General features: G+C 36.8%; 17 protein-coding genes. 9 read left to right on the forward strand and 8 right to left on the reverse strand.

The window, feature by feature from the left end; genetic code table 11:
• The first annotated feature begins 662 nt into the window (after positions 1–662).
• The 6 genes from E0Y80_RS12980 to E0Y80_RS13005 all read left to right on the forward strand — a co-directional run bounded on the left by E0Y80_RS12980 (position 663) and on the right by E0Y80_RS13005 (position 9765).
• Positions 663–1277 carry a response regulator transcription factor gene (locus E0Y80_RS12980; RefSeq protein ID WP_156308109.1) on the forward strand — a complete coding sequence of 205 codons (615 nt, stop codon included), beginning with the start codon at positions 663–665 and terminating at the stop codon, positions 1275–1277.
• Between the two features lie 122 nt (positions 1278–1399).
• Entirely contained in the window at positions 1400–2461 is a 1062-nt protein-coding gene (locus E0Y80_RS12985; RefSeq protein WP_156308110.1) for an efflux RND transporter periplasmic adaptor subunit, read from the forward strand.
• A 10-nt stretch (positions 2462–2471) separates the two neighbouring features.
• Entirely contained in the window at positions 2472–5567 is a 3096-nt protein-coding gene (locus E0Y80_RS12990; RefSeq protein WP_156308111.1) for an efflux RND transporter permease subunit, read from the forward strand.
• A 1-nt stretch (position 5568) separates the two neighbouring features.
• Positions 5569–6873, forward strand: coding sequence for a TolC family protein (locus tag E0Y80_RS12995; protein ID WP_156308112.1), 1305 nt, complete (start codon positions 5569–5571; stop codon positions 6871–6873).
• Between the two features lie 263 nt (positions 6874–7136).
• Complete coding sequence (locus tag E0Y80_RS13000) at positions 7137–8546, forward strand: Gfo/Idh/MocA family protein (protein ID WP_156308113.1); 1410 nt, start codon at positions 7137–7139, stop codon at positions 8544–8546.
• A 139-nt stretch (positions 8547–8685) separates the two neighbouring features.
• Positions 8686–9765, forward strand: a complete 1080-nt coding sequence (locus E0Y80_RS13005; RefSeq protein WP_156308114.1) for a formylglycine-generating enzyme family protein — start codon at positions 8686–8688, stop codon at positions 9763–9765.
• A gap of 193 nt (positions 9766–9958) precedes the next feature.
• Here E0Y80_RS13005 and carB read toward each other — a convergent pair whose 3' ends face one another.
• Both carB and E0Y80_RS13015 read right to left on the reverse strand, forming a co-directional pair.
• On the reverse strand, positions 9959–12778 hold the full coding sequence (gene carB / locus E0Y80_RS13010; RefSeq protein ID WP_156308115.1) for a carbamoyl-phosphate synthase large subunit: 2820 nt from the start codon (positions 12776–12778) through the stop codon (positions 9959–9961).
• Positions 12779–13003: 225 nt separating this feature from the next.
• Entirely contained in the window at positions 13004–15256 is a 2253-nt protein-coding gene (locus E0Y80_RS13015; RefSeq protein ID WP_156308116.1) for a glycoside hydrolase family 20 protein, read from the reverse strand.
• 142 nt (positions 15257–15398) lie between these two features.
• Here E0Y80_RS13015 and lipA point away from each other — a divergent pair, with 142 nt between their 5' ends.
• A complete protein-coding gene (lipA, locus tag E0Y80_RS13020; protein WP_156308117.1) occupies positions 15399–16280 on the forward strand; it encodes a lipoyl synthase in 882 nt (293 codons plus the stop codon).
• A gap of 74 nt (positions 16281–16354) precedes the next feature.
• Positions 16355–17239 (forward strand): hypothetical protein, encoded by an 885-nt coding sequence (locus E0Y80_RS13025; protein WP_156308118.1) that lies wholly within the window; start codon positions 16355–16357, stop codon positions 17237–17239.
• Positions 17240–17242: 3 nt separating this feature from the next.
• On the opposite strand, the gene E0Y80_RS13030 is transcribed toward E0Y80_RS13025, so the two are convergent.
• On the reverse strand, positions 17243–18892 hold the full coding sequence (locus tag E0Y80_RS13030; RefSeq protein ID WP_156308119.1) for an amidohydrolase: 1650 nt from the start codon (positions 18890–18892) through the stop codon (positions 17243–17245).
• 125 nt (positions 18893–19017) lie between these two features.
• Positions 19018–19428: a BrxA/BrxB family bacilliredoxin gene (locus E0Y80_RS13035; RefSeq protein WP_156308120.1), complete on the reverse strand. Its 411-nt coding sequence runs from the start codon at positions 19426–19428 to the stop codon at positions 19018–19020.
• 159 nt (positions 19429–19587) lie between these two features.
• Between E0Y80_RS13035 and ahcY the strand changes: the two genes are divergently transcribed.
• On the forward strand, positions 19588–20904 hold the full coding sequence (ahcY, locus tag E0Y80_RS13040; protein WP_156308121.1) for an adenosylhomocysteinase: 1317 nt from the start codon (positions 19588–19590) through the stop codon (positions 20902–20904).
• A gap of 158 nt (positions 20905–21062) precedes the next feature.
• Here ahcY and E0Y80_RS13045 read toward each other — a convergent pair whose 3' ends face one another.
• The 4 genes from E0Y80_RS13045 to upp all read right to left on the reverse strand — a co-directional run bounded on the left by E0Y80_RS13045 (position 21063) and on the right by upp (position 23666).
• Positions 21063–21605, reverse strand: coding sequence for an AAA family ATPase (locus E0Y80_RS13045; protein WP_156308122.1), 543 nt, complete (start codon positions 21603–21605; stop codon positions 21063–21065).
• A gap of 12 nt (positions 21606–21617) precedes the next feature.
• On the reverse strand, positions 21618–22217 hold the full coding sequence (gene pnuC, locus E0Y80_RS13050) for a nicotinamide riboside transporter PnuC (protein ID WP_156308123.1): 600 nt from the start codon (positions 22215–22217) through the stop codon (positions 21618–21620).
• A gap of 230 nt (positions 22218–22447) precedes the next feature.
• Positions 22448–22921 (reverse strand): ribonuclease H-like YkuK family protein, encoded by a 474-nt coding sequence (locus tag E0Y80_RS13055; RefSeq protein ID WP_156308124.1) that lies wholly within the window; start codon positions 22919–22921, stop codon positions 22448–22450.
• 100 nt (positions 22922–23021) lie between these two features.
• On the reverse strand, positions 23022–23666 hold the full coding sequence (gene upp, locus E0Y80_RS13060; RefSeq protein ID WP_156308125.1) for a uracil phosphoribosyltransferase: 645 nt from the start codon (positions 23664–23666) through the stop codon (positions 23022–23024).

Here is a 23666-nt window from a genome sequence, read left to right on the forward strand (position 1 = left end):
TTGAGGGTATGGTTCCGATTATTGGTAAGGGATGCCACCGCTCTGCGGTTTTGTGGTTCCGCCAATTAGTTAACGATAAAGTTCCGTTTGGTGATTGATGGTATGGTTCTGGTAATTGAGGTGATATGTTCAGTCTAGCGCTGTTATAGTACTATGGAGCATCAATTCAGGCCTCTTCCGATATTCCATCCAATTCCATCCAATTTCATCATTTGCGATCCTATTACACACTGATAATTCTGCCATACAACTTTCTTTTTTGAAATTAGACAATAGACAGCTGGACAGTCATCTTAATACTACCTACTAACTACTACCTACTACCTACTACCTACTACCTACTAACTACTAACCACTCTTTGTTACAATTCAGTTTTATTGTAATTCACTAATTGTTTTATAAATTAACTTGGAACATAGCTAATAATCATATTTTTGAGTGCCGTAAACTATGTTTTAATGTATAGTTTCACTTATTTTTTAATTTTACCCTTAGGTATAGTTTAAACTTTGTGATTATAAAATAATTAATTTATAAATAAAAATTATAATTTTGTTTATAGTTGTTTTCTGTTTGTCAATACAAATTGTATATTTATGTTACAGGCGAGTAGCCAAATGATTGATCCTAAATCAATCTAGTGAATTTAAGATAATAGTATATGCGAACAATTAAGTTAGGTATTATCGATGATAGTATCTTTTGTCGGAATTTGACCAAACTTCAGTTAATGAATGTAGATTCTGTACGGTTTGATTTTGTCTTGGAGGCTGAATCAATTGCCGATATGGAAACTAAAGTTAACCAATCAGAAGTTCCCTCGCTTATTTTATTAGACATTATGATGCCCGGAATAGATGGTATTTCAGGAATACCAATTATTAAAGCATTGTATCCTAATGTTCATATCATCATGTTATCTGATGTTACCAATCAATCCATCATTCGGAATAGTATTCTTGCGGGGGCTTATGCCTTTGTTAAAAAAGGGACAAATACAGGCGATCTTGTACGAATTATAAGAGATGTTTTGGCTGGAAAATCCTATGCATGCCCCGAATTAATTAAATCTTTGTTTTTTGGCCTTCAGAAACCACCCCAGGATAGACGTAAACTCTCTGAAAGGGAATTATTGATCGTGCATCAACTTTTGAATGGACTGAGTTTTGCAAAAATTGCAAGCTTGATCAAAACCAGTATTGAAAAGCTCCAGGAATTAATCAAAAGGATTCTAATCAAACTGAATATTAGCAATCAAGCTAAATTTTCCACTTAAATACTTATAGCTAATCTTTTGTAGGAATAGTATAATAACATTATTACACTATCCTATGCCTTTTTTTCCTATTTTTCAGGATAATTATACTTAAATAAATTACGCTTTTTAGCAGCCTGAAAATGAAGAGAAAATCAATCATAATTTTATTAATTGTAGTTCTTGTTATTGCTGGTATGGTATTCTATAGGATCAGTACCAATAAAGAGAATTCTGCAAAGCAAAATGGTCCGAGAGGAGCTCGATCTGCTATGAAAGTTTATGGCAAAGTTGTTCAAGGCCAACCTTTTTCAGATTTCCTTTCGCTTTCGGGAGCTATTGAGGCAGATGAACAGATTGAATTGCATTCTGAAATTTCCGGTATTGTAGAATCTATCAATTTTTCTGAAGGAGGACGAGTTAGTCAGGGTCAGCCCTTATTAAGAATTAATGATGCTGAGTTGCAAGCTCAATTGGCTCAAGCGAAGACAAGGAATAATTTAGCCGCAGAGAATGAAAGAAGGGCGAAACTGCTTCTTGAAAAAGAGGCCATTTCTCAAGAAGAATACGATATTGCAAGTGCTGATTTTCGTACTGCACAATCTCAAATTCAATTAATTCAGGCTCAACTAAATAAAACCGTTATCAAGGCGCCATTTTCTGGTAGGATCGGTCTACGTAATATTTCAAAAGGTAGCTATGTCACTCCCGCGACGGTTATTGCTCAATTAGTAAATACGAATCGATTAAAAGTATCTTTCTCAATTCCTGAAAAATATGCAAATAAGGTTAGGGTAAACAATTCAATCAAATTTACCGTACAAGGAGTTGAAGGGGAATATAGTGCCAAAATATACGCTACGGAGCCTGCAGTGGAAGCAAATACAAGAACCTTATTGGTGAAAGCCGTTACATCTAATCCTTCTGATCATATCATTCCAGGAACATTTGCCAATATTATTTTTCCATTAGAAACGTTAGATAATGGATTGCTTGTTCCAGCCGAGTCATTAATACCTGTGCAAAATGGAAAGAAAATTTTTGTGATGAAAAATGGAAAGGCGAATGAGGTAATGGTTGAAACGGGAGCTAGGACAGATGAGGATGTCTTAATTACATCAGGAATACAAGCAGGAGATACAGTGTTAACTTCTGGAGTTATGTCATTAAGAAACGGTTCGGCGGTTCAAGTCACCCTTCAATAATCCGAAGCCTATGAGTTTATCTACTTTAAGTATTAAAAGACCGGTTCTTACGATAGTAATGAATCTGCTCTTGATTTTATTTGGAATCATCGGATATACCTTTTTGGGCATTAGAGAGTTTCCGTCGATTGATCCAGCACAAATATCGGTACGTACAAATTATGCGGGGGCTAATGCGGATATCATCGAATCTCAGATTACTGAACCATTGGAGAAATCTATCAATTCCATCGATGGGATACGAAATATTTCCTCCTCATCAAACCAGGGATCTAGTAATATCACCATTGAGTTTAATCTAGGGAAAAACTTAGAAGAAGCGGCGAATGATGTTCGGGATAAAGTTTCACAAGCATTGCGCAGCTTACCACAGGATATCGATGCCCCACCAGTAGTGTCAAAATCTGACGCTGACTCAGAACCCATCATCACGATGACGATGCAGAGTTCGACAAAGAATGTACTGGAGCTCTCAGATTATGCTGAAAATGTTATTGCTCAAAGGTTGCAGACTATTTCAGGAGTGAGTTCAGTTCAGATTTGGGGTCAGAAAAAATATGCTATGCGATTATGGATAGACCCTGTAAAACTAGCATCATATGGATTAACTGTTCTAGATGTACGATCGGCATTGACGACACAAAACGTAGAATTGCCATCCGGAAAGTTGACCGGCGCTAATACTGAGTTGGCCATTAAAACCATCGGAAATCTTGCCAGTGAGGAAGAATTCAATAATATTATTATTCGTTCGGATAATAATAGGACCATTCGTTTTTCCGATGTTGGAAAAGCTGCTTTAGAAGCGGAGAACTTTGAAACTAAAATGTCAGATTCGGGTTTTCCAATGGTTAGTTTAGCAGTTATTCCCCAACCAGGAACCAATTATCTTGATATTGCAGATCAATTTTATAAAGAATACGATAGACTTCAGAATGAATTACCAGAAGGATTTGAACTTAATATAGCCATAGATAATACGTTATTTGTTAAAAGAGCGGTATTAGAAGTAGTTGAAACACTATTGATTGCAATAGTCCTTGTTGTCATCATTATCTATATTTTCTTCAGAAATTGGTCGATTGCCTTCCGTCCTTTGATTGATATTCCGGTATCCCTGATTGCGACATTTTTTATCATGTACTTATGCGGTTTTTCAATAAATGTATTGACCTTATTGGCGATCGTATTAGCGACGGGTTTGGTTGTGGATGACGGGATTGTGGTAACTGAGAATATCTTTAAAAAAGTAGAGGAGGGTATGCCACCTATACAAGCCGCAATCAAAGGTTCTAATGAAATATTTTTCGCAGTTATTTCAATTTCTGTAACACTTGCTGCAGTTTTTCTTCCTGTCATATTTTTAGAAGGATTTGTGGGACGGCTTTTTCGAGAGTTCGGGGTCGTTATTGGTGCTGCTGTATTAATTTCAGCATTTGTGTCACTGACCCTCACCCCGATGTTAAATGCCTATCTAATGAAAGGAGGAGAACAGAAGAAATCAAAATTTTATATGCGTACAGAGCGATATTTTGAGAAAATGAACTCAGAATATGCAGATTCATTAAAGGGATTTTTAAAGTTTAAGTGGCTTAGTTTTGCAACTGTATTAGGATGTTTTGCATTAATTTATGTCTTTTACCAATTATTACCCAAAGAAACCGCTCCATATGACGACCGTAGTTATATCAGTTTGAGAGCTACGGCTCCTGAAGGTGTATCTTATGATTATATGGATCGCTTTATGACCGATCTTACATTATTAATTAATGATTCCGTGCCTGAGAAAAAGGTAAGTTTAGTAATAACATCTCCTGGATTCGGATCGGCCTCTTCCAACTCAGGTTTTGTACGATTGGGATTGGTGCAACCCGATGAGCGCGAAAGAACTCAGCAGGAAATTGCTGACGATCTGTCAAGGTTGACCAGTGGGTATTCTGAAGGTCGAGTATCTGTTTCACAACAACCGACAATCTCGGTCAATAGGAGAGGTGGTCTACCTATTCAATATATTATTCAAGCTCCTAATTTTCAGAAATTAGAGGAAAAGATTCCAGAATTTATGGATGAGCTTTCCAATGACAATACCTTTTCCATAACCGATGTCAATTTGAAATTCAATAAGCCTGAGGTTTATGTCAGCATTGATAGAGAAAAGGCACAATCTTTAGGTGTATCCGTATTGGATGTAGCCCAAGTTCTTCAGATGTCTTTGTCTGGGCAGCGGTTTGGTTATTTTATGATGAATGGTAAGCAGTATCAGGTTATGGGACAATTTGATCGGAAAGATCGGTCGACCCCTATGGATTTGGCATCCATTTTTGTTAAGAACAATCAAGGGCAATTGATTCAACTGGATAATATTGTTGAAATTGAAGAGCGTAGTAGTCCACCACAATTATTCCATAACAATCGTTATATGGCAGCCACAGTTTCCGCGGGATTAGCACCTGGGAAAAGTATGGGCGATGGTATCGAGGCTATGGAACGTGTGAAGGCGAAGGTATTAGATGAAACCTTTACGACGGATTTAGGCGGGGAATCTAGGGATTTTGTGGAAAGTGGATCGAATACTATGTTCGCATTTGGACTTGCAGTATTATTGATTTTCTTGATTTTAGCTGCCCAGTTTGAAAGTTTTATTGATCCAATTATAATCATTATTACAGTTCCAATGGCAGTTGCGGGGGCAATGTTTTCACTTTGGTTATTTGGGCAAACCTGGAATATTTTCTCTCAAATTGGAACCATTATGCTGATTGGTTTAGTAACCAAAAATGGGATTTTAATTGTTGAATTTGCAAACCAATTAAGAGAAGAAGGATACAATAAGTACGATGCTGTTGTGACTGCTTCTGAAGCGAGGTTACGACCAATTTTGATGACTTCATTAGCAATCGCATTAGGAGCACTACCCATTGCATTATCTTTAGGAGCTGCCTCAACAAGTAGAATTGGTATGGGAGTAGTTATTGTTGGGGGAACTATTTTTGCGTTGATTTTAACTTTATTTGTTATTCCTGCATTCTACTTGATGATGTCAAGGAAAAAGAATCTACACCCTGAATTAGAAGAAATAAAAAAGCTTGAAGAAATTGAACAATAAAATGAAGAAACTAGTTGCTATTTTCCTTTTGATGCAATGCGCTAGTTTTATGCTAAATGCGCAGGGCTTGCTGACACCTAAAGATGCTGTTCAGATTGCTTTAGAGAATAATTTTGAAATCAAGCTCTCTCAAAATGATCTCAAAATAGCTCAGGAGAATACAACATATGGGAATGCTGGAATGCTTCCAAATGTTACCGGTAATTTTTCGCAAAGTAATAGTGTAATGAATTCCTCACAGGTGCAAGCCAACGGGGATGAGCGCTCTTTGTCCAATGCGAAGAATAACAATATGAGTTATGGAGTAAGTATTGGTTGGACGGTTTTTGATGGGTTTGCAATGTTCTCTAGATATGAGCAATTGAAAGAGTTGCAGAAACAAGGCGAATACGAATTAAAAAGAACTATCCTGGCCAAAGTCTCTGATGTTATTTCAACTTACTATACGATTGTTGAACAACAGAATTTGCTCAATGCTATTGACTCAAGCATTAATATTTCCATGGAACGTCTTCGCACGGCAGAAAATCGATTTATGATTGGGAAGGCCTCTCGCTTAGAGGTTTTAAATGTTCAGGTTAATTTAAATGAGGATGAATCAAGTAGGCTGAGACAAGCCAATGTGGTGAAGAACTTAAAGATAAATTTGAATAGCTTGATGGCACGTGCATTGGACATTGAGTTTGATGTAGAACGTGAGGTTGAATATGATGATTCATTAATTTATGATGAACTATTAGATAAGGCCAAGCAATATAATCCAGATTTACAGATCATCTCTATTAATAGAAGAATGGCGGAATTAGAGATTAAAAGAATCAAGGGGAACCGATATCCGGTAGTGAGACTGAACACGGGTTATAATTTTTCATCTTCTGAATCAAGTTTAGGATTCGTATCTAGTTCAAATTCTCGGGGACTCAACTATGGGGTTACTGCTTCGATCAATCTATTTGACGGATTTAATCAAAGAAGGAATGAAAGAGTGGCTAAAATACAGTTAGACAATTCTAATTTAATGATAGATCAGCAGCAATTATTGATAAAAACAGCGATGTCTACAGCTTTTCAATCCTATCAGACGAACCTATCATTGGCGAGGCTGGAGGAAAATAATGCGGATATTGCAAGGCAGAACTTGAATATTACATTAGAGAAGTATAAAATAGGGACAATATCAGCGGTAGAGTTTCGCGATGCGCAGGAAAATTTTATCAATGCGGTTTCAAGGTTCAATTCTTCACGGTTACAAGCCAAGTTATCAGAGTTGGAGCTGAAGGAAATGATAGGAAATATCAATTTATAAGGAATTGTCTCAAGAATTTGACAGAAAGCAAACGGTTGTGCAAATTGGGCAAACGTTTGCGTGCCTAAATAGTTTTTGTTTTATCAAAAATCATATTATAATTGTATTAGTGGTTTGATAATCAAGCCCCTCAACCAAATTATACCGTTCGTTAATTTGTGATAAATCAAAATTTGACTGTTTAGTTTGTTTTAAAATAGGTGATTTATAGGGGGACCATGTCCCCCTTAATTTGTACATTAGTTTGATAATAAATTTATACTATGAATAATTCCCGTAGAGATTTTTTGAAAAAGGCTGGTTTGTTGTCCAGTGTTGCGATAACATTGCCGTCTTTGCAAAACGAGGTTTTTGCATCTACTAACTTTAATATGTCTGGATTTGCAGCGCCAAAAATCGATAAGATTAAGGTGGCTATCATTGGTCTAGGTATGCGTGGTCCAGGTGCAGTGGATCGTATCTCTTATATTGAGGGTGCAGAAATTGTTGCATTATGTGATAAACATCCAGACCGCGTTGCCAAAGCACAAACTATTTTAACAGGAAAAGGCTTAAAAGAGGCAAAATCTTTTTCAGGTGAAGATGGTTGGAAAACCATGTTGAAAAACGAAGAATTAGATTTAGTTTATATCTGTACACCATGGGAATACCATGCTCCAATGGCGATCGAGGCAATGAAGTCAGGTGCACATGCTGCAACAGAAGTTCCGATCGGATTAACAATCTCTGAGATTTGGGAAGTTGTTAAAACCTCGGAAGCCACTAAAAAGCACTGTATGATGTTGGAGAACTGTTGTTATGATTTCTTTGAAATGCTAACATTAAATATGGTTCGTCAAGGATTATTTGGAGAATTAGTACATGCAGAAGGTGCATACATTCATGACTTATTAGATTTGAACTTTAACAAAAAGGGATATGACAATATGTGGAGATTGCGTGAAAACATTAAAATGAATGGAAACCTTTATCCAACACATGGAATTGGTCCAATTGCACAATGTTTGAATATCAACTGTGGAGATAAAATGAATCACTTGGTTGCTATGCAGTCGAATGATTTTATGATGGCTGATAAAGCAAAAGAGTTAGCAGGAAAGGATAGCTTCTTCCAGGAATTCGTAGGTAAACGCTACAGAGGAAACATGGATACAACCTTGATCAAAACAGAAAAAGGAAAAACCATCATGGTTCAGCACGATGTAACTTCACCACGTCCTTATTCACGTCTTCACTTATTAAGTGGAACCAAAGGGTTTGCACAGAAATATCCAGTTGAAGGAATTGCCTTCGGCCATAGTTTCGTAAAGCCTGAAGAGCTGAAAAAATTATATGATCAATATACTCCTGAATTGGTGAAATTCATCGGTGAACAAGCGAAAGAAGTAGGTGGTCACGGTGGTATGGACTTTATGATGGACTGGAGATTAATAGACTGTTTACGTAATGGATTGCCATTAGATCAAACAGTTTATGATGGTGCAGCTTGGAGTTCAATCGTTCCATTAAGTGTTGATTCAGTAGCTAAAAACAGTAGAACTGTTGATATTCCTGACTTTACAAGAGGAAATTGGAAAACAAATAAACCGCATGACATGACTTTGAATGGCGGTGGAAATACAACCATTCGTCCTAAGGTATCTGCAAAGGATGTTCAATTAAAAGTACAATAGTTAAAATCCCATATTTTCATGAAAGCTGCCTTTTTTTAGGGCAGCTTTTGTTTTTATGATTACCAAGCAAATTTCCCCTCAATTTTCGTTTTTAAATTACTCTATTATCTTTGTAAGAGGATATTCAAATCCTTAGTCTATGAACTTTATTAAAACCTTACCCTTAGCATTCGTATTATTTGCAGCATGTCAATCTGGTGCTAAGAATCATGATAAGCTCATATATCCTGATTCTGCAGCTGTTTGCCATACTGCGACCATTCCTTCACGATTTTCGAGTTTGAAACAAGATTCTTCTACATCACGTTTGGTAGGAGATGACCAAGGAGAAATGGTAAAAATTAATGGTGGTACGTTTGAAATGGGCAGTACTAGTTTTCAAGATGCCCAACCCTTGCACCAAGTTACAGTTGAATCCTTTTACATGGATGTTCATGAAGTGACGAATGCACAATTTGAGGCGTTTGTAAAAGCTACAGGCTATAAAACTGTCGCGGAACGTCCTTTGAATCCGCAGGATTTTCCGGGAGCTGATCCAGCTTTGTTAGTTCCAGGTTCGGCTGTGTTTAAAGCGCCTCAACAAGTTCAGGGATTGCAAACTCATTTACAATGGTGGGAATATGTGCCGGATGCCAATTGGCGTCATCCTGAGGGTCCTAATAGCTCGATAAAGGGAAAGGAGAATCATCCTGTTACCCAATTGGCTTATGAGGATGCAGAAGCATATGCGAAATGGGCCGGTAAGAGATTGCCGACGGAAGCTGAATGGGAATATGCTGCTAAAGCTGGTAAGCACCAAAATGAGACCTACTATTGGGGTTCAGAAAAATTGGAAGATGGTAAATGGTTAGCGAATATCTATCAAGGGGAGTTCCCTACAAAAAACACAAAAGAAGATGGTTTTGAGACGACATCCCCAGTGAAGTCATTTCCTGCCAACGCATACGGACTATATGATATGGAAGGGAATGTTTGGGAATGGTGTTCAGATTTTTATAGACCGGACTATTACCAAAGTAGTCCCAAAGAAAACCCTAAAGGGCCATCGGATTCCTATGATCCACAAGAACCCGGTGCAGTAAAACGAGTACAACGAGGAGGTTCATTCCTATGCAATGACCAATACTGCGAACGATACAAAGCAGGAAGTCGTGGAAAAGGAGAAATTAATTCACCGACAAATAATGTTGGATTTCGATGTGTGAAGGGGGCGGAATAGTAGTTAGTAGTTAGTAGTCCCTTCTCCCCCAGATTATGCGTGTCAATCTCCATCGCAAGATGAAGAAACTATTTTTAAGAAGAAACACGGAGCCATTTAACAAAAAAGCCGTATCAAAATTTGAAGTATTGATACGGCTTATATTATTCTAGTTAAGAATCTAAATACTTAATACTTAATACTAAATACTCATCTACTGTGCATTCAAGAACATTGATTTTTTGCTATATAATTCTCTGAAGTGAGGATCATTAAGGTCTTTGATAAAGCGAATGGCTTCACCGGTGGACTTCATTTCAGGACCTAATTGTTTGTCTACCTCTGGGAACTTAGAGAAAGAGAAAACAGGTTCTTTAATAGCATAACCATTAAGTTTGCGTTCGATGTTAAAGTCTTTCAGTTTGTTATGGCCTAACATAACCTTTGTTGCAATATTAATGTAAGGGACATCATATGCCTTAGCAATGAAAGGTACTGTACGTGATGCTCGAGGGTTAGCTTCGATTACAAATACGTTTTCATTTTTGATTGCGAACTGAATATTAAGTAAGCCTCTTACATTTAATGCTTTAGCTAGTTTAATTGTATATTCAGCCATTTTATCTTGCACTTGTTCAGAAAGGCTGAATGGAGGCAATACTGCAGAAGAGTCACCAGAGTGAATTCCTGCTGGTTCAATATGTTCCATCATTCCGATAATGTGAACATCTTCACCGTCGCAAATTGAATCAGATTCAGCTTCTTCAGCTCTATCTAAGAAGTGATCGATTAATATGTGGTTTCCAGGAAGATTCTTCAATAAGTTTACAACTGCTTTTTCTAAATCCTCATCATTGATTACAATACTCATTCCCTGTCCACCCAATACATAAGAAGGGCGAACTAATACTGGATAACCCACTTCATTTGCAACTTTGATAGCTTCTTCAGCTGAAGTAGCCACACCATATTTAGGATAAGGAATATCCAATTCTTTCAGAAGGTCAGAGAAACTACCACGGTCTTCCGCTAAATCCATGTTAGAGAAATTTGTTCCGATAATTTTAACTCCTTCCGCTTCTAGAAGTTCTGCCATTTTTAAGGCTGTTTGACCACCTAATTGAACAATTACACCTTCAGGTTTTTCAAGTTCAATGATTTCACGTACATGTTCCCAGAATACAGGTTCAAAGTATAGTTTATCAGCCATGTTAAAGTCTGTAGAAACCGTTTCAGGATTACAGTTTACCATGATAGCTTCATAACCACATTCTTTGGCTGCTAATAGGCCGTGTACACAAGAGTAGTCGAATTCGATACCTTGTCCGATACGGTTAGGTCCCGATCCAAGAACGATGATTTTTTTACGATCAGAAGCGATGGACTCATTTTCGTCCTCAAAAGTAGAGTAATAATAAGGAGTCTGAGCAGGGAATTCAGCAGCGCAGGTATCAACCATTTTATAAACGCGACGGATTCCTAATTCCTTACGGCGAGCATATACTTCATCTTCTGTTGTATTGCCTAGTAACCAAGCAATCTGAACATCAGAATATCCTTTTTGTTTTAAGGTCATGAAGAAGTCTCTAGGAATATTATTCAATTGATATCTACGTAATTCACCTTCTAATTGCACAAGTTCTTGGATTTGTAATAAGAACCATTTGTCTATAAGGGTTGCTTTACGAACAGATTCCAAAGGAACACCTAGTTCAAATGCATCTTTAATATGAAACAGGCGGTCAGCACTTGGATGTTCAAGGCTATGCATGATTTCTTCCAAGTTTCTAGATTGACGGCCATCGGCACCTAAACCAGCACGTCCAGTTTCAAGGGATTGGGCTGCTTTTTGAAGCGCTTCGATGAATGTACGACCAATTGCCATAACCTCACCTACAGCTTTCATCTGAAGACCTAATTCTTTATTTGCTCCTTTGAACTTATCGAAGTTAAAACGAGGTACTTTTACGATTACATAATCCAGAGTAGGTTCAAAGTAGGCAGAAGTATTTTTAGTGATTTGGTTTTGTAACTCATCCAAATTATAGCCAATCGCTAATTTTGCAGCGATTTTAGCGATAGGGTAGCCTGTAGCTTTAGATGCTAGCGCTGATGAACGAGATACACGTGGGTTGATTTCAATTGCAATAATTTCTTCGTTTTCAGGATTGACAGAGAATTGTACATTACATCCCCCTGCGAAGTTTCCAATAGAGCGCATCATCTTGATAGCTTGATTACGCATATCTTGGTAGCATTTGTCAGAAAGGGTCATTCCTGGAGCAACCGTAATGGAGTCACCGGTATGGATTCCCATTGGGTCGAAGTTTTCGATAGTACAGATGATAATGACATTATCGTTTGTATCACGAAGTAATTCCAATTCAAATTCTTTCCATCCAAGGACAGCTTGCTCTACCAAAACCTCATGGGTTGGAGATGCATGAAGACCTCTATTTAATGCTGCGTCAAATTCTTCTTTGCTGTGCACAAAACCACCTCCGGTTCCTGCCAACGTATAAGAAGGGCGAATTACTAAAGGAAATCCAATTAATTGAGCTGCTTCTTTACCTTCTAAGAATGAATTTGCAATTTTAGAATTTGCAACACCTACACCAATATCAATCATTAATTGGCGGAATTCTTCACGGTTTTCAGTTTTTTCGATAGCAGCAACATCTACTCCGATTACTTTAACATCGTATTTTTCCCAAAGGCCACGATTGGAAGCTTCGATACAAAGATTCAAAGCAGTTTGACCACCCATAGTTGGAAGAACAGCGTCAATCTGACGTTCTTGAAGAATCTGTTCGATACTTTCACAAGTAAGTGGCAATAAATAAACGTGATCTGCTACGACGCTATCGGTCATGATCGTAGCTGGGTTTGAGTTAATAATGGATACGGAGATACCTTCTTCTTTTAATGACAATGCTGCTTGTGATCCTGAATAGTCAAATTCACAGGCTTGTCCAATAACAATAGGTCCAGATCCAATGATTAATACCGAATTGATGGAGGTGTTTCTAGGCATTATTTTTTATTTCAATTGTTAAATACAAATAATTAAGCGGACAGTTGCAGACAGATTTTGCCTTAATGGGAGGTGTATTTCCGACTGCTTTGTCGGAGTGCAAAGTTACATTTTTATTTTAATAATGAACGAATTATTTCATCTAAAAATTGACGACCTGGCCTTCCGACATGTAAATATTCTTAAGAACATTGCAATTATCCTTAGGAAATTTCAAATGATACATTAATATATTACAATTTCATCAGCAAAAAGATAACCCTTCATCGGATTACTTGCTTTGATTTGAATATACCTAGCCATAACTGGTTTGTCTAATTTAATTTCAAATTTTTGAAATTTCAATGCAGGATCAGTATTGGAAATTTGGTTTACTACGGTTCCAAGTTCACGGTAAGTTTTACCATTATCTGACACAGATACCACAAATTCTCCTGGGAAATAAACTCCCGGACCTGGAATCTGCATAAAGTTCAATGCCACTGATTTTATTTCTTCGCGTCTTTCAAAATCAACGATAACATCTAGATCTTTGGTAAATCCTTGCCATTGACCATCTTGGTAGGTCAAGGTTCCTTTTATTCCATTTGTTAATGTTCTTTCACCCTGTGCTGGATATCCTTCCCATGCTGTTTTGTAAATAACCTCTTTTCCAATAGCTTTATGAACGTCTAGTTCGATCATTTCTATTGGACTAACGCGAGCAGAATCTAAGAATGAAGCTGCTTTAATGGTAGCAGATTTAGATAGTTCGATGGGTAAATTATAGGGCGTTGAACTATGTATAGGGTCTGAACCATCTGTTGTATATTTAATGTTTGGCTTGAATTGTTCTGAAGACAGAATTACGGTATTCTTACTGTGAAGGGAGTCGAATTGAACGGTATTTATTACATTATAAGACGGTCGATAATAGTTAACTTCCAGTTTTTGCAAAATTTTATAGTGGTTTTGCAGTCTTTTCTGAAAATCCTTCCATGATTTTTGGTCTTGATCGGTCCAGACAACTTCCGACAATGCCAATGCCCTTGGAAATGCCATATACTCTACTTGTTGATAAGTTGGAATATATTCTGTCCAAATATTTGCCTGAGCACCAATAATATGTTTCTTTTTATCCTCTTGTATATCCTTTGGTATAGGATTGTAACTGTAGACCTTTTCTAGAGGCAAGTATCCACCAATAGCTTCAGGTTGAGTCCTAGGGTCAGTTTGATACCCGTCAAAATAAAGGTATCCTCCTGGAGTCATAATAACATCGTGTCCAGCGTTTGCGGCTTTGATACCACCTTCTTCACCTCTCCAACTCATGACGGTAGCCCCTGCTGTTAATCCACCTTGTAAAATTTCGTCCCAGCCAATCAGTTTCCTTCCTTTAGACTGAAGGTATTCATCCATTTGCTTGATTGCATAAGCTTGAAGTTCATCTTCATTCTTCAAGCTATCTTTTTTCATTAATTCCTGACATTTTGGACAGGATTTCCAATGGGATTTGTCAGCTTCATCACCTCCGATGTGAATATAATGAGAAGGGAATATTGTTAAAACTTCATCAAGGACATTTTTTAGAAATTGATAACTTTCTTCATTTCCAAGGCAGAATTCACCCTGGGTATAAGGTTTACCTGTGCAAGAAAGCTCGGGATATACAGCAAGGACTTCTTCAGAATGTCCGGGCATTTCTATTTCCGGGATAATGGTAATTCCGCGTTTTTCGGCATAAGCAACTAATTCACGGGCTTGATCTTGGGTGTAAAAACCACCACTTGCATTAGGGCTACCTTGTTCAACATATTGTCGGCCATTGTTCCACCAATCTTTCCACAAGCTATGAGTTCTCCAAGCTGCTTTCTGAGTTAATTCAGGATATTTTTTTATTTCTAAACGCCAGCCAGCACCATCAGTCAGATGCCAATGAAAATAATTGAATTTATAGAGGGCAAGCAGATCAATATATTTTTTTAGAAAATTGAAAGGCATAAAATTTCTGGATACATCTAAATGCATTCCTCGATATTGAAATCTGGGTTTGTCGTCAATTCGGATATAAGGTAAAGATTTGCCATCATTCAAATAGCTTAATTGCATGATACTGTAAATTCCTGGGAGCATTGCTTTCGCTGAATGAGCTTTCAATAAGATTCCTTTATCGTCAATTTCTAATAAATAACCATTAGGATCAACACGGTCAAAATCTTCTGCTTTAAATAGCCGAATTCCAGATTGATGTTGTTTTTTTATTTTTTTTACGACTTCTGTATTTCCAATTTGTAATCCTGGGATTTCATTTAGGAGATCGGCAAGTTGTGCGAATTCATCAGTATAATGGAGGTCAATTTTCTGATTGAGGTTCATTTCACCTTCCTGCAGCAATATTTTGGTAGGTCTGGGGATGATTGAAATTTCCTGTTCTTGAGCAAATAAGAATAGGGGAAATAAGCAAATCAGAACCAATAGTTTTCGAAGATGAGTGATCATATTGGATAATAGGGGTTTGAATTAAAACAAATATCTTAAAAAATTAGTACTTGTTTAACAATAAAAGTTGTTACAAAGTTTTTATGAGATTATCCTAACATTCAATTCATATTCATAATGTAAATATGATTAACTTTGTTGCATGATTGAACTTCCTGTAATTCCAGCAAACCAGACGCAACGCAAACCAGATTGGTTACGTGTTAAGTTACCTGTAGGTAAAGAATATCGTCATGTACGAAGTTTGGTTGATGAACATAAACTGCATACAATTTGTGAAAGTGGTAATTGTCCTAACATGGGAGAATGTTGGGGGGCAGGTACTGCAACATTTATGATATTGGGAAATATTTGCACGCGCTCATGCTCATTCTGTGCAGTTGCAACAGGAAGGCCATTGGCGGTTGATTTAGATGAACCCAATCGTGTTGCCAATTCTGTTAAGTTAATGCAGGTTAAGCATTGTGTGATAACATCGGTAGACCGGGATGATCAGAAAGATGGTGGTTCACAAATTTGGGCAGAGACCATTTTAGCAATCCGCAGGGAGAGTCCCGAAACAACATTGGAGACCTTAATTCCTGATTTTAAAGGTCAATGGGAAAATTTAGACCGTGTCCTAGCTGTTCGTCCAGAAGTTGTGTCACATAATATCGAAACTGTGAGAAGGCTTACACGTGAGGTTCGAATTCAAGCAAAATATGATCGTTCATTAGAATGTTTACGTAGAATTTCTGAAGCAGGATTACGCACCAAATCTGGAATTATGTTAGGTCTAGGCGAAACAGAAGAAGATGTAATCGAAACTATGCAAGATTTGTTCGATGTTGGTGTTGATATCTTAACAATTGGACAATATTTACAGCCTACCAAAGCTCACCACCCTGTTATTGATTGGGTAACTCCTCAACAATTTGAAAAATATAAAGAGATAGGTTTGAAAATGGGCTTCAAGTATGTTGAGTCAGGACCACTCGTGAGGTCATCGTACCATGCTGAAAAACATCTTTTCGATATGCAATAAAATATAATCCTTAGAATTTCTAAGGATTTTTTTTTTGAAAACCTTAATTTTAAGGTTTATAAATCTACAAGACCATGTTTTTCAAGAAAGTATTCCTACCTATATTATTTCTTGAATTTGCTATTTTAATTTTTGTTAGCATCTGTTATGGATTTATGGTTTATACATGGAATGCTATCTGGCCAGAATGGACCGCCAATCTCATTCCAATACTTATATCATTACTTTTTCTTTTCTTAATAAAAAATAAGATTTTCGGGATTCTTCTACCGGATAATGAGGACGGAAAATCCGTTCGAAAGTTGACGGTCATTTTATTTCTTTTCCTTCCGATTTTAAGTGCTGTTTTGTTTTCTCCGATTTCCCAAAGTTTACGCTATAATTTGGGCAAAGTGCTAACAATTAATAGTATAAATGATTTAAAACGATATGAAACTCCTGCCTTTGTTCAGGTAAATGATTGGTACGTAGATAGGATGCGGGTTATTCCCTTAAAGACTGTCAGTAAGGCAAGTTATTTCGGTCTTGGAAAACATACCGTCAATTTACTATTGATAGTGCCGATTTTTTCGAATGATCAAGCATATAGGTCTTATGCAAGAGCTTTTTTGGCGTTTGAATATGAAGAGGAATTTACGGGTAAAGAACTAAGTGAAGGAAAAGATGAAACCTTTATTAATGGATCCTTGACACATTTTAAACGTATGAACATCCGGGATTTTAGATATTTAGAAGCATATCCGAGAAATGAGAAGCATATGGCATTTATAAGAATGGCCCAGATTCACAATTATTTTGAAAGTGGCTTTGGCAATGTCTACAAAGGGCAAGAAGTGGACCGAGATATTTTATCAGCACACTTCTTGAAGTATTTCTTGTTTTTATTTGTTGTTTTAGGGATTCCGATTTTGTTTTTGCTATCGGGAATTATTTGGAAATATTTATGGAAAACTTCATGAGGATTAATTAGAGGAGTTTAAATATTCAGTTTTTCCTGCAATGACAGTTCTTAAAGTTTTGATATTTCTTAGCTTTTCATTTGGTGCTTTCATAATGTCATCATCAAGGATTACAAAATCGGCGTCTTTACCTTTTTCAATACTGCCTCTTTTTTTCTCCTGGAAACAGGAGTAAGCAGCCCAAATGGTCATACCTCTAAGCGCATGTTCACGGGAGATTGCATTTTCCATTTGGAATCCACCATTTGGAAAACCCTCTTTATCGACCCGTGCTACAGCAGCATGAAAACCATAGAGTGGATTATAATGTTCCACGGGAAAATCACTGCCTAAAGCAAGCATTCCATATTCTTTTAAAAGTTTATTGTAGGCATATGCACCTTTCATTCGTTCAGGTCCAATGCGTTCTTCTGCCCAGTACATATCAGAGGTAGCATGGGTTGGTTGTACAGAAGGAATGATTTGAAATTCTTTAAATTTATCAAAATCATTAGGTGCGATAATTTGAGCATGTTCAATTCTCCAGCGTCTTTTTTTACCGTCTTTTAAATATTTTCCATAGGTGTCTAAGATAATCCTATTTGCAGAATCACCAATGGCATGGGTATTAACTTGGAAATTACTATTTGCTAATTTTTTGATGATTTTATCGAATTCATCAGGGCTTTGAAGAAGGAACCCACTTGTAGGGGCATCATGGTAAGGATGTAATAAACAGGCGCCTCTTGAGCCTAAAGCTCCATCTGCCATCAATTTAAAGGATCTTACAGTTAATCGATCCGACTCAAATGTTCCGGCTCTTAAATATTCCTTTATACTTTCATTGGTTGCCGCAACCATAGCATAGTCTCTGATAGCTAAAGAATCTTCGTTATAAAATATTTTGAGCGACTCGATTTGGTCTTTTGTAAGGCCGGCATCGACAATACTTGTTAATCCTACAGCAAGCAGAGAATCTTGAGCACGTCTAAGGATTTTTAGCAAGGCAGAATTTTGTTCTTTAGGAATATGATTTTTCACCAATTGCATGGCATTATCGATCAAAATACCATCAGGTATTCCTTGCTCATTTATAGAAATTACGCCCCCTTCAACAAAATAGGAACTATCCAATTGGGCTTTTGATAGGGCTTTTGAGTTTACTAGAGCGGCATGATAATCAACTCGAGTTAAGTATAAGGGTGTCTCAGGGAAATATTTGTCGAGCGAGTCTTTAGTAGGGAATTTTTGTTCTGGCCATAGGTTTTGGTCCCATCCATTTCCAACAATCCATTTTTTATCTGGATTTGCAGCAGCATAAGATTTTAAACGTTCTAATACTTCATCAAAAGATTTGGATCCGACCAAATTAACTTCATCCATTGCCTCTGCAAGCATAAAGAAATGAGCATGGGCATCGTAGAATCCTGGATAAATAAATTTTCCGTTAACGTCTATTTTTTCCTTTGCGTCATATTTATTCAACAGGTCCTGGGAATCTCCTAATTCTACAACTACGCCATTGTTAATGGCAAACGCTTCCACAGTAGTAAAAGCTGAGTCTACGGTATATACCTTTGCGTTATATACGATTAGATCAATTTGTTTATTTGTTGTACAGCTCAGGAAAAAGCCAATAATAGATAGAAATATTAGGTTTGTTTTAAGATTCATCGTCTTTTTTGGATGATAAAGAACAAATGTACTAAGAAAATGCTGAAATAGAATGTAATAGAAAAAGCTTCTTTTAATTTAAAAAGAAGCTTTTTCCTTATTCAAAAATCAAAATACAACGATTGTTAGCAGTACTCGTCGAAAGCAGCAACTAAGTTATCTGCAATCATTTGAGCAGGACGGCCTTCAATCATATGTCTTTCTATCATATGCACCAGTTTACCATCTTTAAACAATGCCATTGCCGGCGAAGAAGGAGGGTAAGGAAGCATATATTGACGAGCTTTGTCAACTGCATCTTTTTCCATTCCTGCGAATACAGTTACCAATTTGTCTGGGTGTTTGTCATTTTTTACGGCAGCCTTAGCAGCAGGGCGAGCATTTGCAGCAGCACATCCACATACTGAGTTTACCACAACAAATACAGTACCTTCAGCTGGAATAGCTGAATCTACTTCTTCTACAGTTTTTAATTCTTGAAATCCGGCGTCCACTAATTCTTGACGCATTGGAGCTACTAAATATTCTGGATACATATTTTTATCTTAATGATTTATGCAAATATAGGTCTAAAAGACAGGACAGTCAAGGAGCTATCCTCAAGAAAATGTCAATTTATAGTGAATATTACCACAATGTTTTGAATTGAGTTGGCTATCAAGTATTTTTGTGCTTCTATAACAAAAAGGAAAACTATGTCATCATTAGAAACTACGTACGTACCTTTCAAAGTAAAAGATATCACTTTAGCAGAATGGGGTCGTAAAGAAATAGAATTAGCAGAAGCGGAAATGCCAGGGTTAATGTCCTTGCGTAATGAATTTGGTGCTTCAAAACCATTAAAGGGAGCACGTATTGCAGGCTGTCTTCACATGACAATTCAAACAGCGGTCTTAATAGAAACATTAGTTGAATTAGGCGCAGATGTTTCATGGTCTTCATGTAATATCTTTTCCACCCAAGATCATGCAGCTGCTGCGATTGCCGCTGCAGGAATTCCAGTTTACGCGTGGAAAGGGATGAATGAGGAAGAGTTTAACTGGTGTATAGAACAAACCTTGTTTTTTGGAGAAGACCGTCAACCATTGAATATGATTTTGGATGATGGTGGAGATTTAACCAATATGGTTTTTGACCAATTTCCAGAATTAATCAACGGAATAAAAGGACTTTCAGAGGAAACTACAACAGGAGTTCACCGTTTATATGAGCGCATGAAAAATGGTACGCTTCATTTACCGGCAATCAATGTAAATGATTCGGTTACTAAGTCTAAGTTTGATAATAAATATGGCTGTCGCGAATCATTAGTTGATGCAATTCGTCGTGCTACAGATTTAATGTTGGCGGGTAAAGTAGCTGTTGTTGCCGGATATGGAGATGTAGGCAAAGGATCTGCAGAATCATTACGCTCAGCAGGTGTCCGTGTAATCGTTACTGAAATTGACCCAATTTGTGCATTACAAGCGGCAATGGAAGGATATGAAGTAAAGAAAATGTCTGATGCCATTAAAGAAGCTAATATTGTTGTAACAACAACAGGGAATAAAGATATTATCCGACCTGAGCATTTCAAAGCAATGAAGGATAAAACGGTTGTTTGTAATATCGGTCACTTTGACAATGAAATTGATGTTGCTTGGTTAAATGGAAACTATGGTAATAGTAAAGTTGAAATCAAACCTCAAGTGGATAAATATACGATTGATGGAAAAGACATTATTTTATTAGCAGAAGGACGCTTAGTAAATCTAGGATGTGCAACTGGTCACCCATCATTTGTGATGTCAAATTCCTTTACAAACCAAACTTTAGCGCAATTGGAACTGTGGACAAATACAGATCAATACAAAAAAGAGGTTTACACTCTTCCTAAACACTTAGATGAGAAGGTTGCTCGTCTGCACTTAGCGCATATCGGTGTTGAATTGGATGAATTAACTCCTGAACAAGCTGAATATATTGGTGTAACCGTGGAAGGACCTTACAAGCCTGAAGCTTATAGATATTAGGGAAGTATTTAGTATTGAGTAGTTAGTATTTAGATAGGTATAGCCTGTTAAGATAGTAGCTAGGATATTTTGAATAAGCGATATTTAATAAAAGCCTTTACTGAAAAGTAAGGGCTTTTATTTTAAGTTATGGAGTTTTAAAAGTTATTTTGAATTGCCTAATAATTCATTAAAAATGCTTTGACCGTATTCAGACCATTTTCTAGCCTTTGATTTTCCAAGCCAGATACTATAGTATAATTAGCCTGAACTTTATTAAGTTCATTTTTCCAAACATTCATAAAATGCTCTCTTTCGTTAGGGAAATCACGTAATGGATCATCTTCCCATGGTAAATCAATATCCATCAGGAGATATAAGTCGTATTTTCTCGTCTTAATTTCATCAGTAACTAATTCGGGGGTATGTTCAAAGAGATGATCTGACCAAATCTTTACAGTCAATATTGTTGTATCACAGATAATCAATTGATTATTGGCTAATGGAATAATGGCTTCTTCCAATGCAATTTGACCATGAAACATATTTACTTCATCTTGCAGACTGTATTGTCTGTTTAAATTCTCGCAATAATAGCGAGCATATTCAGGGACGCAGACCGTATTGAGATTTGCGGCAAGAAACTTTGCCATTGTAGACTTTCCAGTAGATTCTGGGCCAACGACGGCAATTTTTAAAAGAGATTCCTTTAATGATTTCATGGAAAGGCAATATTACTGAAAATTTTTAAAGGTTTTGCCCCAATCTCTATAGCCATTCCATGCAATCACTGCAAAAGCAAGGTAAAGGAAGGATGTAAGAACTAAATCTTTGTGTAAATAAAGTGGAATATAACAGATATCTACAAAAACCCATAAAAGCCAGTTTTGAAGGACTTTTCGAGTCATGAGAAATTGAGCGACGAAACTTGTTGCGGTACAAAAACCATCAGCATAGGGTACGTCTGTATCCGTAAACTTATCGAGGACAAAGCCGAGTATTCCAGAAACGGCCAGAATAATTATAATCGTCCAGAAGAATTGTCTAGTGCTTAAAGAACTGATTGGCTTTTCTTGGGAATGAGCTCTTTTGTTCCAATAATACCATCCATATACTGCTGTACCTAAGAAATATAGCTGCAATAAAGAGTCACCATATAGCTTATTTTGATAGAAAATATATAAATAGGTTAGTACTGAAACGATGCTGATTGGCCAATTCCATATATTTTGTTTAGCGGCGAGGTATACACATAAAAACCCTGTAATAGTTGCCAACCATTCCAATGAAGAAGTCATTAAGAATTGGTTGAAAAGCTGCTGGATTATGTCCATTGTTTTAATTGAGAAACTTGTTTTAAGGATTAAAGATAAAAACTTTATAACATGTATTATTTTTCAAGAGATCCTTTGATGGGAAAAAAATTAGAATTTGATGGAATAATTAGGGGAGAAGATTTCGACTGGCCTAATGGATTAGGTCAAAGAAGGGTGTTAATTGATAAAATCTTTAATTAATGAGATAATTAAAGACGAGATTAATTCTGCTAAGTTCTACAATGGGATTATTGAACTAGCTTATTGGCACAATTTGTACTTGCAAACGATTCAGGTTTTGCTTTAAAAATAAAACCCATACCAAGAATATAGCCCATGGCTTCTTTGAGTGCGGTATTGGATTGGAAATTGGGATTAGTATTGATGTCTGCATGGACTTCTAGATCGATTTGTTGCTGATCTAATAGAGGACAAAGTTCATAGGCTGTTTCGATTGAATGCTGAACTTCCAAGAGCATTCTTTCTTTGATTGTCATGTTGTGGCTTTTCTTATCTTTTCTGATAAACATAAAACCACCACGGTGTTCTCTGAGAAAAACTACGACAGTTGCAAACTCAACGGTACCTCTTTTAACTTGAGAGTCAGTACCAATAAAGACTTTGAGTTTATTGCCAGCCTTTTTTTCTCTAATGATGGTCTCTTCAACTGCGGACCATAAAGGACGTTTTAATGTCTCTCCATTGTATTTTTGCCATTCCATAGTATGAAAATTTGTTAACTAAATTTACGGATATGTACTTCATTATCTTTGTGTTATATGTTAATTAATTGCTAATTATTTGTTTATTAAAACTTAATGATTATTCTTTATTTCCAAAGGCAAGGTCCCCTGCATCACCTAATCCAGGAACTATATAGGATTTACTGGTCAATTCATTATCTACTGCCCCCACCCAAATATGGACATCGGGAAGAAAAGCCCTTACATGTTGCAATCCTTCTTCAGATGCGATCACCGTGGCTATATGTAATTCTTTGATATCGTAATCACTTAGGAGATCTTTACAGCATAAGACTAAGCTTCTTCCGGTAGCAAGCATGGGATCAGCCATGATTACTATTTTGCCGTCGAGATTAGGTGTGTTCTGATATTTTTTATGAATTTCAAATTCACCACTTTTTTTGGTATGTCTAAATGCTGCGATGAAAGCACTATCAGCAGAGTCAAAATAGTTTAGAATCCCTTGATGAAATGGTAAACCTGCACGAATTATAGTTGCTATGACCGGTTGCTTGCTTAAAAGATGTGTGTTTGCAACCCCTAGAGGCGTGTCAACATCGGAACTTTTATATTCGAAAGTTTTGGAGATTTCATAGGCCATGATTTCTCCCAATCGTTCAAGGTTACGTCTGAAGCGCATTCTATCGGTTTGAATGTTAACATCCCTTAGTTCTGCTAAGAAATGATTTGCGATGCTGTTTTGTTTAGTTAAGATTGTGACCAT

This window comes from Sphingobacterium endophyticum (genome assembly GCF_009733535.1).
Lineage (GTDB): Bacteria > Bacteroidota > Bacteroidia > Sphingobacteriales > Sphingobacteriaceae > Sphingobacterium > Sphingobacterium endophyticum.

What these genes read in the sequence shown, in the direction of transcription:
- E0Y80_RS12995 (WP_156308112.1), top strand. Translation starts at nt 5,569, where the DNA reads ATGAAGAAACTAGTTGCTATTTTCCTTTTGATGCAATGCGCTAGTTTT.
- ahcY (WP_156308121.1), top strand. Translation starts at nt 19,588, where the DNA reads ATGTCATCATTAGAAACTACGTACGTACCTTTCAAAGTAAAAGATATC.
- E0Y80_RS13005 (WP_156308114.1), top strand. Translation starts at nt 8,686, where the DNA reads ATGAACTTTATTAAAACCTTACCCTTAGCATTCGTATTATTTGCAGCA.
- E0Y80_RS13045 (WP_156308122.1), bottom strand. Translation starts at nt 21,605, where the DNA reads ATGAAATCATTAAAGGAATCTCTTTTAAAAATTGCCGTCGTTGGCCCA.
- E0Y80_RS12980 (WP_156308109.1), top strand. Translation starts at nt 663, where the DNA reads ATGCGAACAATTAAGTTAGGTATTATCGATGATAGTATCTTTTGTCGG.
- lipA (WP_156308117.1), top strand. Translation starts at nt 15,399, where the DNA reads ATGATTGAACTTCCTGTAATTCCAGCAAACCAGACGCAACGCAAACCA.
- carB (WP_156308115.1), bottom strand. Translation starts at nt 12,778, where the DNA reads ATGCCTAGAAACACCTCCATCAATTCGGTATTAATCATTGGATCTGGA.
- E0Y80_RS12990 (WP_156308111.1), top strand. Translation starts at nt 2,472, where the DNA reads ATGAGTTTATCTACTTTAAGTATTAAAAGACCGGTTCTTACGATAGTA.
- E0Y80_RS13000 (WP_156308113.1), top strand. Translation starts at nt 7,137, where the DNA reads ATGAATAATTCCCGTAGAGATTTTTTGAAAAAGGCTGGTTTGTTGTCC.
- pnuC (WP_156308123.1), bottom strand. Translation starts at nt 22,217, where the DNA reads ATGGACATAATCCAGCAGCTTTTCAACCAATTCTTAATGACTTCTTCA.
- E0Y80_RS13035 (WP_156308120.1), bottom strand. Translation starts at nt 19,428, where the DNA reads ATGTATCCAGAATATTTAGTAGCTCCAATGCGTCAAGAATTAGTGGAC.
- E0Y80_RS13030 (WP_156308119.1), bottom strand. Translation starts at nt 18,892, where the DNA reads ATGAATCTTAAAACAAACCTAATATTTCTATCTATTATTGGCTTTTTC.
- E0Y80_RS13025 (WP_156308118.1), top strand. Translation starts at nt 16,355, where the DNA reads ATGTTTTTCAAGAAAGTATTCCTACCTATATTATTTCTTGAATTTGCT.
- E0Y80_RS13055 (WP_156308124.1), bottom strand. Translation starts at nt 22,921, where the DNA reads ATGGAATGGCAAAAATACAATGGAGAGACATTAAAACGTCCTTTATGG.
- E0Y80_RS13015 (WP_156308116.1), bottom strand. Translation starts at nt 15,256, where the DNA reads ATGATCACTCATCTTCGAAAACTATTGGTTCTGATTTGCTTATTTCCC.
- upp (WP_156308125.1), bottom strand. Translation starts at nt 23,666, where the DNA reads ATGGTCACAATCTTAACTAAACAAAACAGCATCGCAAATCATTTCTTA.
- E0Y80_RS12985 (WP_156308110.1), top strand. Translation starts at nt 1,400, where the DNA reads ATGAAGAGAAAATCAATCATAATTTTATTAATTGTAGTTCTTGTTATT.